Raw genomic sequence first — 16,079 nt, forward strand, 5'->3', positions numbered from 1 at the left:
TTTTTGATGCCAGAATGTTTATAGGCATGCATTCCATTGTATAAGAAAAGCCGGCACGAAAAAGTACCGGCTTTTTTGATATTTCAGAATGAATTATTTCTGCTCTGCCTTGTATTTAGATACCAGACGTTCGATTCTGTCATACGGGTTTAACAGATCGCTGATGGAAGAATCATGGTTTAAGGTATCAATGATATAAGCGATGTATTTGCTCATATCACAGCTGATGTAATATGGTTTGGATAAGAGTTCCGGTGTCTGATAGGTAAGGTTTGTGGTAACGACTTTGTAGATCGTTCCATCTGCAACTGCCTGATCAAATTTCTCTAAACCGTTTGTGAAGAGTCCGAAAGTTGCAACGACGAAGATACGGTTTGCTTTACGTTTCTTTAACTCTGTTGCAACATCGATCATACTTTCACCGGAAGAAATCATATCATCGATGATGATAACATCTTTTCCCTCTACGGAGGAACCTAAAAACTCATGCGCAACGATCGGGTTGCGTCCGTCTACGATACGGCTGTAATCACGTCTCTTATAGAACATACCGACATCTAATCCGAGAACGCTTGCAAGATATACAGCACGGTTGGTACCACCTTCATCCGGGCTGATTACCATCATATGATCGGAATCGATCTTTAAGTCGGTTACTTCGCGTAAGATACCTTTTACGAACTGGTAAGCAGGCTGTACGGTCTCGAAGCCTTTTAACGGGATCGCATTCTGTACACGCGGGTCATGTGCATCAAATGTGATGATGTTATCTACACCCATTGCAGTCAGTTCCTGTAATGCTAAAGCACAATCTAAAGATTCGCGGGAAGTACGTTTGTGCTGACGGCTTTCATATAAGAAAGGAATGATGACGGTGATACGTCTTGCTTTACCGCCAACGGCTGCGATAATACGTTTTAAATCTGCATAGTGGTCATCCGGTGACATGTGGTTCTCATGGCCGCATACGGAGTAGGTAAGACTGTAATTTGTCACATCGACCATCAGGTACAGATCGTATCCACGGACAGACTCTTTGATCACACCTTTTGCTTCGCCGGTTCCAAAACGCGGAACAGCGGTAGAGATGATGTAAGAATCGCGGCGGTAATCTTTAAAGGCAAGATCAGATGCATGCTGATGCTGTCTTTTTTCTCTCCAGCCGACCAGGTACTTGTCTACTTTCAGACCAAGCTCTTTGCAGCTCTCAAGCGGGATCAGACCGAGTGCTCCATCAGGTAAGGTTTCCAGGTTTCTTTCATCGTTTGGCATTGAATGGTTCCTCCATAAAAATTTGTTTACATGTATTTCAATAGATTGCTCTAATTGAAGGCAGAAAATGTATTTTGTGTTTATAGAACATCAGCGTCTTCGTTTCTGCATCCGGATATCTTCCCCGAATAATTTGATCAGAACATAATTGTCCATAATTCTTGATAAGATTCGCTCCGAATACAGATCGGTAAGCTGGGACAATCCGAGGTTTGTGGAAATGATGGTTGATTTCCGGTGCAGGATCCTTTCGTTTAAGCACAAAAACAACTGGGAAGTCGTAAAAGAATTTGTAAGCTCTGTGCCGAGATCATCGATGATCAGAAGATCGCAGGTAAAAATATTTTCATTTGCGGCAATCGCTTCCTCATCTTTTGCAAATACACCCTTGCTTAATATATCAAATAATTGGAACGCCGTAAAGTAAATTACAGAATGACCGTGATCCATCAGCTCTTTTGCAACACAGTTTGACAGAAACGTTTTGCCGATGCCGGTATCTCCGTAAAAGTACAGATTGGAAAATGTATCATCAAAGTGATCAATAAAATCATGACATTTCGCAACGGCATCTTTTGCTGTTGCCAAAGATGATAACCCGGTTGCAGGATTTATGTCTTTATCAGAATAATAGTCAAAAGAAAATGTGGAAAAATTCTCACGGAGCAGGATGCTTTTTAAATTCGACTGGGTATAGACTAAATCGATCGCAGCCTGTGTAAAACAGTGGCAGCGTTTCCCGTCAATAAAACCGGTATCTTTACAATCCGGGCACTCGTAAGCAGTTTCTAAATAATCAGCAGCCAGACCGGCTTTTTTTAGAAGATCCTTTTTCTCACTGCGGTAGGAGGCAATCTGTTCTTTTAAGGTATGAAGAGCTTTGGTATCGCCGTCTAAGAGCTTCTTTGCCTGTGCAACGGAACAGGTTGCGATGGCATCATCAATCTCGCGGAGACGCGGAATCTTGATGTAGGCATAGCGTGTCCGTTCTTCCCTGTCATGTTCATTTTTTAACTGCCGGGCATCGTATGCCCGTATGATCTCGTCATATTGCGAATTTGTCAGAGGCATGTTCTTATCCTAATCTCCATTTTTGCCTGTTTTAGTATGAAGACAATATTTTCATACTATTCTATGGTATCAGCGTTTTGAATTGGTTGTCAGTAACATTTTTTCAAGCTCATCATATTCATAGGAACGGTGTCCGATGTTGTTGAACTTATTTTTTGAACCAGCCGCTTCCTGTGCGGAAGTCTTTGCACGTTCTTTATGTTCAAGATTTAAACGTTTTACATCTTCCATGGTATGTACGTTTAATTTACGCCAGTTCGAAAGCATTTTATCCGTGTAAGGAAAACTCGGCTGATGGATACTCTGTATGGTCTGCTGACATGCCGCACAGATGATGTCGATGGAAAAACCATACTCGGAACGCCATTTTTCAATGAAGTCTGTTTCAGATGGAACGAGATTCCTTCCGGTAATGCCAAAGGAACGCATTACTGCATAATAAGCCGGACTGTGGATCTTTGCTTCCTGTTTGGCGGAGGTTACAGTCCGGATACCGCTTTCTGCCCATTTCAACGCCGTAGCTTCGATGTAGCGGATCGCAGTATGGTTTTTGCTTACGCAGTATTCCACCAGATATTCGATCAGATCCGGTGAAAAAGAAAGTTCTTCATATAAATACAAAAGCGTGTTTGTATCAGTCTGGCTGAGAGGGCGTCCGAGATAGCGTTCTGTAATAAAAAGAAGTTCTGCGATCTGGTCATTTTCCTGAAACTGTTTTAATTCATCGCGGGTGTAATCCCTCTTTGGAGGAAAACTTTCCGTATCTGCAGAAGAAATACCATCATCATCTGAGGAGGTGTATTCGTCTGCAGATGATGAAATGTTGTTTGAGTCGGGTGCCTCTGCGGCAGATTCATTTTCTGAAAATTCGCCGGTTACATCAGTTTTATCTCTGGATGCAGAATCAATAAGGCACACACCGGTTAAGTTATGATCTGTATCGTATTCCAGACGCAAAAGATGCATGCGTTCCCAATAACTTAAGGCACGTTTTACATCTTTTTCTGTGTGTTCGAATTTATCTGCAATGGAAGAAATCGAAAAAGCGGAATCCGGGGCATTCATCAGACGCAGCAGGTACAGGTAGATCTTTACAAATTCTCCATTTGCGTCAGACATATATTCATCAATAAAAATATTCGATACACTCGTGGCAGAAGATGCGCTGTCACTGTGGATTAGTATTTTAGCCATGAAGGAAACCCTCTTTCGATAATATTCTAAAAGTATAAGCATAAATATTTGCTGCGCCACAAATTATAGCATAGGAAAAGAAAAAAGAGAAGAACAATTTTGAATACAAATGCTGTAAAATCAAGGGTTAAGGGGAATGTGGATAATGTGGATAAAAAGTGAATACATAAAAAACGAAAGTGATGGCAACTGTGACAAAATACAGAAAACAAGGGACATGAAAGAAAACGGAACAATAAAAGAGGGACATGTTATGTCGACAAGAAAAATCCACATTCGATGGTTGAAGTTTTCCCCAATCGAATGTGGATAATGTGGATAACTTATCTGCCAAGAAGGTGTTCACCAACGTTTACGATATCTCCGGCACCCATAGTTATCAACAGATCACCGTTTATACATTTTTTCAATAAAAATTTCTCGATTTCTTCAAAGGAAGGGAAATAATAGCATTCTGTTCCTTTGTCCTTTAATTTTTCAAGGATATCTTTCGAGCTGATTCCGTAAGTATTTTTCTCGCGGGCAGCATAGATATCTGCAAGAACGACTACGTCAGCCATGGAAAGCACATCTGCAAAGTCATCTAAAAATGCTTTTGTCCTGGAATAAGTGTGCGGCTGGAAAGCTAAGACCAGACGTTTGTGCGGATAATTCTTTGCAGCAGTTAATGTTGCACGGATCTCTGTCGGATGATGCGCATAATCATCAATGATAGTAACGCCATCCACACATCCTTTATATTCAAAACGACGGTCTGCACCTCCGAAAGCGGATAAACCGGCGAGGATCGCATCCTTTGAAATGCCAAGGTCAAGTGTAAGTGCAATCGCTGCAAGCGCATTTGAGATATTGTGCATGCCTGGAACATGCAGTTTGACATCCATGACCGGAGAACCGTGATGCATAGCTGTAAAGGAAGCACATGCTGTCTCATCAAATGTAACAGCGGACGGATAATAGTCGCAGGAGTCATTCAGACCGAAAGTGATCACCTTGGGATCTAAACCATCTGTAAGCTCGGTGTAATTTTCAATTTCACCGTTGATAATGATCGCACCGTCTTTTTTTGTATTTCCTGCAAATTTTCGGAATGAATTGCGGATGTCCTGAATATCTTTAAAGAAGTCAAGGTGTTCCGCTTCCACGTTTAAAATGACACTGTAGCGTGGATAAAAATGAAGAAAACTGTTGGTATATTCGCACGCTTCGGATACAAAAATATCGGACTTGCCTACTTTTATATTGCCGTCGATGGCTTTTAAAATCCCACCCACGGAAATAGTAGGATCTGCATTTGCGGCAAGAAGGATCTGACTGATCATGGATGTGGTCGTCGTTTTTCCGTGGGTACCGGCAACGGCGATGGAATTGTTGTAATTGTCCATGATCTGGCCAAGCAGTTCTGCACGGCTTAACATTGGGATGCTGCTCTCTCTTGCGGCCGCGTATTCCGGATTGTCTTCACGGATGGCTGCGGTGTAGACGATAAGATCAATGTCATCGCTAAGGTTTTCGGCCTTCTGACCGTAAAAAATACGGGCACCCATGTGCTCTAAATGTCTGGTCAGTCCGGATTCCTTTGTGTCAGATCCTGAGATGGTAAAATGTTCTTCTAAAAGTATCTCAGCAAGACCACTCATGCTGATACCGCCGATCCCGATGAAATGGATGTGCAGCGGCTGGTTGAAATTGATTTTATACATTTATTGATACCTGCCTGTTTTTATTAATAATTCTGTTTGTTTCATTATACCCGTATGGAATCAATTTGCAAATTCTTTTGAGGAAAAATCTTTTCGACAGAAAAAAAGAATTGTAGATAAAATTTTATCAATTTGTGCAATGTGTCAAAAATATGTAAAAACGATAAAAAATATTGTGAAAAATGATGTACATGAGATTTGAAGTGTGGTATAATTAAAAATACCAAAAGGAATAGATTGACTAGAAAGTGACGAGAGGTGATTGACGTGATTCGAAAAGAAATGATAGCCATGCTATTGGCTGGAGGACAGGGCAGCCGTCTTGGAGTGCTTACAGCAAAGGTTGCCAAACCCGCAGTTGCGTTTGGAGGAAAGTATCGTATTATCGATTTCCCACTCAGCAATTGTATTAATTCAGGAATTGATACCGTTGGTGTTCTGACACAGTATCAGCCGTTACGTTTAAATACCCATATCGGAATCGGTATTCCGTGGGATCTTGACCGTAACAATGGCGGTGTAACGGTGCTTCCACCTTATGAGAAGAGCAATAACAGCGAGTGGTACAGTGGAACAGCAAATGCAATCTACCAGAATATGAATTACATGGAGAGCTATAATCCGGAATATGTCCTGATCTTATCAGGTGACCATATTTATAAGATGGATTATGAGGTAATGCTCGATTTCCATAAAGAAAATCATGCAGATGTAACGATTGCAACAATGCCGGTACCGATCGAGGAAGCAAGCAGGTTTGGAATCGTGATCGCGGATGAAAATAAAAAAATACAGGATTTTGAGGAGAAACCGGCAGAGCCGAGAAGTAATCTTGCATCCATGGGAATCTATATTTTCAGCTGGAATGTTTTGAAGGAAGCATTACATGCCATGAAAGACCAGAGTGGCTGTGATTTCGGCAAGCATATTATTCCATACTGCCATGAGAGAGGAAAACGTCTTTTCGCCTATGAATTTAATGGTTACTGGAAGGATGTTGGAACCTTAGGCTCCTATTGGGAAGCCAATATGGAACTCATCGATCTGATCCCGGAGTTCAATCTGTATGAAGAATACTGGAAGATCTACACAAAGAGCGATATCATTGAACCGCAGTATCTGTCAGAAGATTCTGTGGTTGAGAAGAGTATTATCGGTGAGGGATCTGAAATATATGGAGAAGTGCACAGTTCTGTCATCGGTGCAGGTGTTACGATCGGTAAAGGCAGTGTAGTAAGGAATTCAATAATTATGAAAGGGACACAGATTGGTGAAGGTGTCACGATAGATAAGTCAATCGTTGCAGAAAACTGCCATATTGGTAACAATGTGGTGCTTGGAGTCGGTGAGGAAGCACCGAACAAGCTGAATGCAAGTATATATTCTTTTGGTCTTGTAACAATAGGTGAAGATTCCGTGGTGCCGGATGGCGTTCAGATAGGAAAGAATACGGCAATTTCCGGAGTTACGGAAAAAGAAGATTATCCGGATGGAATTCTTGGAAGCGGTGAAGTAATTATTAAGGCAGGTGACTCAGAATGAAGGCAATAGGTATTATTTTAGCTGGCGGTAATAACAGCCGTATGCAGGAACTATCCAATAAAAGAGCGATTGCAGCAATGCCTGTCGGAGGCAGCTATCGCAGCATTGATTTTGCACTCAGCAATATGAGCAATTCGCATATACAGACAGTTGCAGTACTGACACAGTACAGCGCCAGATCCTTAAATGAGCATCTGAGTTCCTCAAAATGGTGGGATTTCGGAAGAAAACAGGGTGGACTGTTCGTATTTAACCCGACAGTTACGGTTGATAACAGCTGGTGGTATCGCGGAACGGCAGATGCCATGTATCAGAATATCAGCTTCTTAAAGAAACGCCATGAACCGTATGTCATCATTACGAGCGGTGATTGTGTTTATAAGATTGATTACAATAAAGTACTTGAATATCATATCGAAAAGAAAGCGGATATCACGGTAGTGTGCAAAGATATGGCACCGGATGTGGATGTAAGCCGTTTTGGTGTGGTACGGATGAATGAAGATTCCAGGATCGTAGAATTTGAAGAGAAACCGATGGTATCCCAGTCTAACACCATTTCTACCGGTATTTATATCGTGCGCAGAAGGCAGTTGATCGAGATGTTAGAGCGCAGTGCAGAGGAAGGACGCTGGGATTTTGTTACGGATATTCTGATTCGTTATAAAAATATGAAGCGTATCTATGGTTACAAGATGAAAGAATACTGGAGCAACATCGCAACTGTTGAGTCTTATTACCAGACAAATATGGATTTCCTGAAACCGGAGGTACGCAGATACTTTTTCCATGATGAGCCGAAGATCTATTCAAAGGTTGATGATCTCCCACCTGCAAAATATAATGCAGGCTCTGATGTGCGGAACAGCCTGATCGCGAGCGGATGTATCGTGAACAGCAAAGTGGAAAATTCTATCCTGTTCAAAAAAGTATTTGTTGGCAAGAACTGTGTAATTAAAAACTCTATTATCTTAAATGATGTATATATTGGCGATAATACACATATCGAGAACTGTATCGTGGAGAGCAGGGACACATTGAAAGCAAATACATATTATTGTGGAGACAATGGTATCAAGATTGTTTCTGAGAACAATGAGCGCTACGTGTTGTAAAAATGCATTTTCGGGACAAGGGTAAAACAACTTAAAGGGGGACATAAGACATGCAGATAACGGACGTGAGGATCAGAAAAGTAGAAAAAGAAGGCAAGATGAAAGCGGTAGTTTCAATCACGATCGATGAAGAGTTCGTGGTACATGATATCAAGATCATTGAAGGGGAAAAAGGTCTTTTTATTGCAATGCCAAGCCGCAAGGCTGCGGATGGAGAATACCGCGATATTGCACATCCGATCAACTCTGGTACAAGAGAACGGATTCAGAAACTGATCTTGGAAAAGTACGAGGAGACATTAGCTGCTGAGGAGTAAGGAGCTTTTGGCAGCAGGTCTTTGAGGAAGATTGTTGTGTCGGCAGAATAAAAAGAATGAGCGGCTGTAACAGGGGATTGTTGTTACAGCCGCTTTTTGGTGTGTTAAACAGTTGATTCGCCAAATGATGGTTTGTGGGTGACATGAGTTTCCCTGTGTAGGGTGGTTCCGGGGGTTTACGATTGGCAAATTGCATCAAGCCGGGACTGTTTTGTTTCCGTTGTCCGAAAATAAGAAACTCTAAGCATGCCTGATTCAGGTTGGGGCGGAGTGACGTGTGCGTCCTAAATGCGCCATCCGGGCACATTAGGACTTGTGCTGCCGTCCATGGCAGCACAACACTGTATTGTGAACAGGCATACTAAGACTTTCTAATTTTCTCCCAAAGTCACAAAACGAGTCCCGGCTTGATGCGATTTGCCAGCCGCAAGGTTATGAACCACCCTTCGCCGGGGAACTCATTTTACAACTTTGGGGGTGCGTAAATTTTTAGTGTTTTGTGTCTTTATTTCCATACACATTTGAAAATATTTTGTGTTATTGGTCTGGAAATTTACGAAAAAATCATGTAATACAATGTAGCAGATGGAAAATCTGGGAAGCCATTAGGTTGAATATTAATGATACAGTATATTAGCATTTTAAGAATATTTCCATTTGTGCGAATATCGAAAATTCGCACCTACGCCCCCAGTTTTGAGATGAACCGCCCGCCCCAATGGTGTTCATAACCTGGAGGCTGGCATCTTGCGCAAAGCCGAAGCTAATTTTGTGACTTTGGGAGAAAATTAGAAAATCTTGGTATGCCTGTCTACACACAGTGATGTTCTGCCACGGATGGCAGAACAAGGCAGCATCGAGTCATGGATGACTCGTTGTTGCCGGTCACGTCACTCCGAGAAAACCTAAATCAGGCATACCTAGACTTTTCTTATTTTCGTACAACGGAACAAAAATTACTTCGGCTTTGCGCAAGATGCCATTCACAAGCCTATGAAACACCATTTGGACGGGCGATTTATTTCATAAACAAACCATCATTTGGCGGCAGCTTATTATAATGACGGTGTGAAAAATACTTGTAAAATCAGGAAAGTCCTGTAAAATAAAACATAGACTGCAATGAGAAAAACAGTATGGTATGGTGAACAATATCAGAAAAATAGCACGTAGATGCAGGAGGATACATATGGAACAGTTAAAAGCGGTAATACTTGCAGCAGGTAAAGGAACACGTATGAAATCAGATCTGCCGAAAGTGGTACATACAATAGAAGGAAAATGTCTGGTAGATTATGCAATCGAAGCAGCGATCGGAGCAGGTGCAGATGATATCTGTCTGGTTGTCGGATACAAATATGAAGTCGTACGGGAGACGATCCTGCATCAGGAGGTCAGCTTTGTATTACAGGAGGAACAGCTTGGAACCGGGCATGCAGTGCGCTGTGCAAAGGATTTCTTAGGAGATGCGGGACAGACAATGATCCTGTTTGGAGATACACCTTTGATCACAGCAGATACACTGAAGCGTTTAAGAGAATATCATACAACAAACAAAAATACCGTGACAGTATTATCTGCCATGGTGGAAGATCCGACCGGATATGGAAGGATCATCCGTGATGCAGATGGTAATTTCGTAAAAAGTGTAGAGCACAAAGATGCAAGTGAGGAAGAGAGAGCTTCTCATGAGATCAATTCCGGTATGTATATTTTTGATACAAAGGAATTAAAAGAGGCACTTGAAAAAATCCAGCCGAATAATGCGCAGGGTGAATATTATCTGCCGGATACGCTGACAATTATAAAGAACAAAGGACTAAAAGTGGATGCATTTGCATTAAGTGATCCGGAGGATATCATGGGTGTGAATGACCAGGAGCAGTTGAAATCTGCAGCAGAGATCATTCGCAGACGGAATCAGGCAAAATAAATGGGATGGAAAGATTTATTCCGGTCACTGTGGATAAAAGATACAGAAATGGAGAAATACATGTTTTTGATCGTAGGGCTCGGAAATCCGGGAAAACAGTATGAGCACACCAGACACAATATCGGATTTGATGTCATGGATGCGCTTGCAGAGAAATATAATATCAGTATCAGTGAAAAAAAACATAAGGCACTCTGTGGAAAAGGTGTCATAAACGGTGTGAAAGTTGTGCTGGCAAAACCACAGACATATATGAATTTAAGCGGGGAGAGTGTGGCAGAACTGCTCAGTTATTACAAGATGGACCCGGAAGAAGAGATGATCGTGATCTATGATGACATCAGCCTTGCGCCGGGAAATCTGCGCATCCGCAAGAAAGGAAGTGCAGGCGGGCACAACGGCATCAAAAATATCATTGCGATGACCGGGACGCAGAATTTTTTGCGCATCAAAGTCGGTGTCGGGGAAAAACCGGCGGGCTGGGATCTTGCAGACCATGTGTTAGGACATTTTGATGCTGCAGACCGCGTAGAAGTTGAAAAAGCGATCGGGCATGCCGTAGAGGCTGTTGAAATGATGGTTGCCGGTGAAACAGATGCAGCGATGAATCATTATAATGTAAAAAAGAAAGAAGCGTAAATGGGATTTGTGTGAATAAAGATTTTCACACACCGGAATGGGGATTATCATGAGAGCTTTTTCGGAACCTTTAAAAGAGCTGAAAGAATTTGAAAATTTAAGTGCGATAGTGCAGAAGCTGCGCGGGATCGCGCAGATCTCAGGATGTATAGATGCGGCAAAACCACATCTTATGTACAGTGTAAACAATGGTTCTGGAAACAGGATCATTGTTACGTTTCAGGAGCAGAGAGCGAAAGAAATCTATGAAGAATATCGGTTCTTTGATCCGAAGGCAGCGTATTATCCTGCAAAAGATATCCTTTTTTATCAGTCGGATATCCGTGGAAATGTACTTACTGCAGAGCGTATCAATGCATTAAAAATGCTTGCAGAAGAACCGGCGTGCACCATAATAACTACATTTGACGGACTTATGAATCCAATGCCAGTACCGGAAAATTTTATTCAGTCCGTGATAAAGGTTGCGGTCGGGGATACATTAAATCTCGAAGAACTGGTAAAACACTTAGTGGAGCTTGGTTACGAAAAAAACTATCAGGCAGAAACGATGGGAGAGTTTTCGGTGCGTGGCGGAATTTTAGATATATTTCCACTGACAGAAGATAATCCGTTTCGAATTGAATTCTGGGGGGACGAGGTTGACTCTATCCGTTCCTTTGATGCGGAAAGCCAGCGATCGATTGAAAATCTGGAGGAAATTTCAATTTATCCTGCCTGTGAACTGGTACTGACAGTACAGGAACGGCAGGCGGGGATCGGAAGGATCTTAAAAGAGGCTGATAAGGTATCTGCAAAACTCCGGAAAGAAATGAAAACGGAGGAGGCACACCGCATAAAAAGTACTGCTGCCCAGATTGCAGAGGAAGCGGGAGAGTTAGGTATCAGTGCAGGACTTGACGCGTATCTGTCGTATTTTTGTGAGGAAAGAGTATCGTTACTTGATTACTTTAACAGGGAGAATACGATTATTTTTGTGGATGAGCTGGCACGTTCCATTGAGCGCGGCATGGTGACGGAAACGGAGTTTTCCGAGAGCATGAAACAGCGTCTTGAAAAAGGTTATATTCTGCCTGGACAGATGCGGGAACTTTTTTCCTGTAAGGAAATCCTGGCAAAAATTGAAACAATGGCATGTATTTCTTTGGTGGCACTGGATTTAAAAAACAGTCATGTGGATATCAAAGAAAAATTTACCATCAACTCAAAGACGGTCAATCCATATAATAACAGTTTTGAACTTCTGGTCAAAGATCTCACCCGTTACAAAAAAAACGGATACCGTGTGATTTTGCTTTCCGGATCAAGAACGCGTGCGAAGCGGCTGGCAGAAGATCTGATGGCAGAGGAACTGAATGCTTTTTATTCAGAAGACTTCGACCATGAGGTAAAACCGGGTGAGATCATGACCGGTTACGGTAAGATCAAAAAAGGTTATGAATATCCGTTACTCAAATTTGTTGTGATCTCAGAGAGCGATATTTTCGGCAGTGAAAAGAAAAAAAAGAAACACCGCCGCACCTATGAGGGAGAAAAAATTGCAAGTTTTACCGACCTTAACGTTGGTGACTATGTTGTTCATGAAAATCATGGACTCGGAATCTACCGCGGAATCGAAAAGATCGAAGTTGATAAGACGGTTAAAGATTATATCAAAATTGAGTATGCCGGCGGTGGAAACTTATATATCCTTGCAACACAGTTAGAACTGATCCAGAAATATGCCGGTGCAGATGCGAAAAAACCAAAGCTGAATAAATTAGGCGGACAGGAATGGAATAAGACCAAGACGAAGGTGCGCGGTGCAGTAAAAGAGATTGCACAGGATCTTGTGAAACTTTACGCAATGAGACAGGATCAGGATGGATTTGTCTATGGACCGGATACTGTCTGGCAGAGAGAATTTGAGGAAATGTTCCCGTTTGAAGAGACGGAAGATCAGGAGCTTGCGATCGAGGCGACGAAAAAAGATATGGAAAGCACGAAGATCATGGATCGCCTGATCTGTGGTGATGTCGGGTATGGAAAGACGGAAATTGCGATACGTGCGGCTTTTAAGGCAGTGCAGGACGGAAAACAGGTTGCTTTTTTAGTGCCGACGACGATTTTAGCGCAGCAGCATTACAATAACTTTGTGCAGCGTATGAAAGATTTTCCGGTCAATATTGATCTTTTGTGTCGTTTCCGGAGCAGTGCAGAACAGAAAAAGACAGTGGAGGCATTGAAAAAAGGAAGCGTTGATATCATTATCGGGACACACAGACTGCTGTCGAAAGATGTGGTATATAAGGATCTTGGACTTTTGATTATTGATGAGGAACAGCGTTTTGGTGTGACGCACAAAGAAAAGATCAAACAGTTAAAGACAAATATCGATGTGCTCACGCTCACAGCAACACCGATTCCAAGGACGCTTCATATGAGTCTGATCGGAATCCGTGATATGAGTGTATTAGAGGAACCGCCGATGGACCGTGTACCGATCCAGACGTATGTAATGGAATACAATGAGGAACTGGTACGCGAAGCAATCTCAAGAGAGCTTTCCCGTGGGGGACAGGCATATTATGTATACAACCGTGTGAAAGAGATTGCAGATGTGGCAGCTAAAATTGCAGAGCTTGTGCCGGAGGCAAATGTTGCCTATGCGCATGGACAGATGAAAGAGACAGAATTAGAAAATATCATGTATCGTTTTATTAATGGTGAGATTGATGTACTGGTCTCCACAACGATCATTGAGACAGGACTGGATATTTCAAATGTGAATACCATGATCATCCATGATGCGGATAACATGGGATTGTCACAGCTTTATCAGCTTCGTGGACGTGTCGGCAGATCGAACCGGACAGCATATGCGTTTTTAATGTACCGCAGGGATAAGATGTTAAAAGAGGTAGCAGAAAAAAGGCTGGCTGCGATCAAAGAGTATACGGAGCTTGGAAGCGGTTTTAAGATCGCCATGCGGGATTTAGAGATCCGCGGTGCGGGAAATCTGCTTGGTGCCAAGCAGCATGGGCATATGGAGGCAGTCGGATACGATCTTTACTGTAAAATGTTAAATGAAGCGGTTAAGGAAGCAAAAGGCATGGAAGTTGCTGAAAGTTTTGACACTTCGATCGACATTGATATTGATGCTTATATTCCGATGGGATATATTCCGAACGAGATGCAGAAACTTGACATTTATAAGCGTATTGCAGGCATTGAGACTGCGGATGAGTCAGAAGAGATGTTAGAAGAACTGATCGACCGTTTTGGAGATCCGCCAAAATCTGTCGAAAATCTGCTTTATATTGCAAGGGTAAAATCCATGGCACATCATCTTTATTTCACGGATATTTCACAGAAAGGTGATGCACTGCGGTTTACCCTGTATGAGAAAGCAAAGATCAATGTGGCGGCAATTCCGGAGTTTACAGCATCCTTTAACAATCATGTGAAGTTTACCATGGATGCGAAAGAACCGTATTTTACTTATTTCCTGAAACTGAATACCAGGGAAAAATATGTGGAAGCAAAAGATGTGATGGAGATATTTTTAAAGCGTGCGGGAGAGATGCTGATGGAAAAATAACTTGCGGCTTTTGATAAAACGAATTATAATAAACTGAATGACTGCCTATATCTGAAAAAGAGGGCACTGGGAGGAATATATGAACAGCAGAAAAATTACCGCATTATTGTTAAGTGGCGCTATGGCTTTATCTGTACTTACAGGCTGTGGCGGAGTCAATAAAGATAAAACAGTGGCAACTTTAAATGGAGAGTCGGTAACACTTGGAATCGCAAACTTTGCAGCAAGATTTGGGCAGGCGGGAGCAGATGATTTTTATACCGCATATTTTGGAAAAAATGTCTGGACATCTGATCTGTATGGAAATGGAACGACCGGACAGGATAATTTTAAAGACAGTGTGATGGATTCTTTAGAAGATATGTACGTGCTGCAGCTTCATATGGATGAGTATAATGTCAGCATTACAGATGATGAGAAAGCGGCGATCACCGCAGCTGCAACACAGTTTATGGAAGATAACAGTAAAGATGCGATAAAGGCACTCGGTGCAACGCAGGAAATCGTGGAAGAATATCTTACATTAGAGACGATCCAGAGCAAAATGAAAGCAGCGATCGTTGCGGATGCAGACACTAATGTAACGGATGAGGAAGCAAAAACAGGCGCATATAGTTATGTAGGTGTTTCTAAGACGACACATAGGGATGAGAGCGGCAATACCGTAGATTATACGGATGAGGAGAAAGAGGAGCTTGCAGCAAAGGTGGCTGATTTTGCAAAGGCAGCAAAGGAAGACGGTCTTGATGCAGCAGCAGAGGATGCAGGCTATACAGTAAGTACCGGCACGTTTACACAGGAAGATGATTCTGTGGATGAGAAACTTTTAGCGGCACTGAAAGATTTAAAAGAAGGCGAAGTGACAGATCTGATCGAGGGTGACAGCTCTTATTTTGTGGCACGTCTCGATAAAGAAGTGGATGCGGATGCGACAGAGGAGACACGCCAGAGCATTATTGAGCAGCGCAAAGATGATCTGTATAATGAGACGCTCGATGGATGGAAAGAAGGAATCGAGTGGGCAGTGAAAGAAAAAGTCTGGGATGACGTGAATTTTGATAACCTGTTTACAACTATAAAAGATACAGAGACAGAAAGCACGACGGAGCAGGCAACAGAGTAAAAAGAGAACGTCGAAAGCACAGTCTTTCGACGTTTTTTATAGTGGGAGAAAACAGATGGAGAAAGAAAATATTGTACTGATCGGAATGCCTGGTGTCGGAAAAAGCACCGTGGGAGTCATATTGGCAAAGGTATTAGGCTATCAGTTTGTAGATGCAGATCTGGTTATTCAGGAAAAAGAGGGAAAGCTGCTGCGCGAGATCATTGCAGAAGAAGGACCTGACGGATTTATTGCGGTCGAAAACCGTATTAACAGTGAAATAGAAGCACATCATTCAGTCATTGCCACCGGAGGAAGTGTTGTATATGGAAAAGAGGCAATGGAGCATTTAAAGCAGATCGGAACTGTGATCTATTTAAAATTAGATTATACAGGAATCAGCCGCAGACTGTCGGATATTAAAGGCAGGGGCGTTGTTTTAAAAGATGGACAGACTTTAAAAGATCTGTATGATGAGAGAATTGTACTGTATGAAAAATATGCAGACATTACGATTGCAGAGAATGGTCTGAATGTGGAACAGACGATCGAGAAGATTGTGGCACAGATCCAAAAAGAATCTTTGTAAAATCACATCAATGGAATGAAAG

At 42.2% G+C, this 16,079-nt stretch carries 12 protein-coding genes; 8 read left to right on the top strand and 4 right to left on the bottom strand.

All coding sequences use genetic code 11. The features are described from left to right. Positions 1-93: 93 nt before the first annotated feature. The 4 genes from H8S51_RS03365 to murC form a co-directional block, all read right to left on the bottom strand. Positions 94-1,272: a ribose-phosphate pyrophosphokinase gene (locus H8S51_RS03365; protein WP_006856273.1), complete on the bottom strand. Its 1,179-nt coding sequence runs from the start codon at positions 1,270-1,272 to the stop codon at positions 94-96. Between the two features lie 90 nt (positions 1,273-1,362). Then, a complete protein-coding gene (locus H8S51_RS03370; RefSeq protein WP_186899313.1) occupies positions 1,363-2,343 on the bottom strand; it encodes an ATP-binding protein in 981 nt (326 codons plus the stop codon). A gap of 69 nt (positions 2,344-2,412) precedes the next feature. Further along, the gene (locus tag H8S51_RS03375) at positions 2,413-3,537 is read right to left on the bottom strand and encodes a DnaD domain protein (RefSeq protein WP_186899314.1); all 1,125 of its coding nucleotides are present in this window, start codon (positions 3,535-3,537) and stop codon (positions 2,413-2,415) included. Positions 3,538-3,860: 323 nt separating this feature from the next. Beyond that, entirely contained in the window at positions 3,861-5,240 is a 1,380-nt protein-coding gene (gene murC / locus H8S51_RS03380; RefSeq protein ID WP_186899315.1) for a UDP-N-acetylmuramate--L-alanine ligase, read from the bottom strand. Positions 5,241-5,507: 267 nt separating this feature from the next. Between murC and H8S51_RS03385 the strand changes: the two genes are divergently transcribed. The 8 genes from H8S51_RS03385 to H8S51_RS03420 all read left to right on the top strand — a co-directional run bounded on the left by H8S51_RS03385 (position 5,508) and on the right by H8S51_RS03420 (position 16,057). Next, positions 5,508-6,782, top strand: a complete 1,275-nt coding sequence (locus H8S51_RS03385; protein WP_182438857.1) for a glucose-1-phosphate adenylyltransferase — start codon at positions 5,508-5,510, stop codon at positions 6,780-6,782. Beyond that, positions 6,779-7,897 carry a glucose-1-phosphate adenylyltransferase subunit GlgD gene (gene glgD, locus H8S51_RS03390; RefSeq protein WP_006856279.1) on the top strand — a complete coding sequence of 373 codons (1,119 nt, stop codon included), beginning with the start codon at positions 6,779-6,781 and terminating at the stop codon, positions 7,895-7,897. Before H8S51_RS03385 ends, glgD begins: the two co-directional genes overlap by 4 nt. Positions 7,898-7,947: 50 nt before the next feature. Then, entirely contained in the window at positions 7,948-8,214 is a 267-nt protein-coding gene (gene spoVG, locus H8S51_RS03395) for a septation regulator SpoVG (RefSeq protein WP_117922555.1), read from the top strand. A gap of 1,189 nt (positions 8,215-9,403) precedes the next feature. Next, positions 9,404-10,147 (top strand): sugar phosphate nucleotidyltransferase, encoded by a 744-nt coding sequence (locus H8S51_RS03400; RefSeq protein ID WP_117919907.1) that lies wholly within the window; start codon positions 9,404-9,406, stop codon positions 10,145-10,147. Between the two features lie 60 nt (positions 10,148-10,207). After that, on the top strand, positions 10,208-10,786 hold the full coding sequence (gene pth, locus H8S51_RS03405; protein WP_186899368.1) for an aminoacyl-tRNA hydrolase: 579 nt from the start codon (positions 10,208-10,210) through the stop codon (positions 10,784-10,786). A gap of 49 nt (positions 10,787-10,835) precedes the next feature. Beyond that, positions 10,836-14,366 carry a transcription-repair coupling factor gene (gene mfd, locus H8S51_RS03410; RefSeq protein ID WP_186899316.1) on the top strand — a complete coding sequence of 1,177 codons (3,531 nt, stop codon included), beginning with the start codon at positions 10,836-10,838 and terminating at the stop codon, positions 14,364-14,366. A 79-nt stretch (positions 14,367-14,445) separates the two neighbouring features. Further along, complete coding sequence (locus H8S51_RS03415) at positions 14,446-15,489, top strand: peptidyl-prolyl cis-trans isomerase (protein WP_186899317.1); 1,044 nt, start codon at positions 14,446-14,448, stop codon at positions 15,487-15,489. Positions 15,490-15,544: 55 nt separating this feature from the next. Then, complete coding sequence (locus H8S51_RS03420) at positions 15,545-16,057, top strand: shikimate kinase (RefSeq protein ID WP_117919915.1); 513 nt, start codon at positions 15,545-15,547, stop codon at positions 16,055-16,057. The last annotated feature ends 22 nt before the right edge of the window (positions 16,058-16,079 follow it).

The sequence above is a fragment of the Roseburia rectibacter genome, assembly GCF_014287515.2.
Lineage (GTDB): Bacteria > Bacillota > Clostridia > Lachnospirales > Lachnospiraceae > Roseburia > Roseburia rectibacter.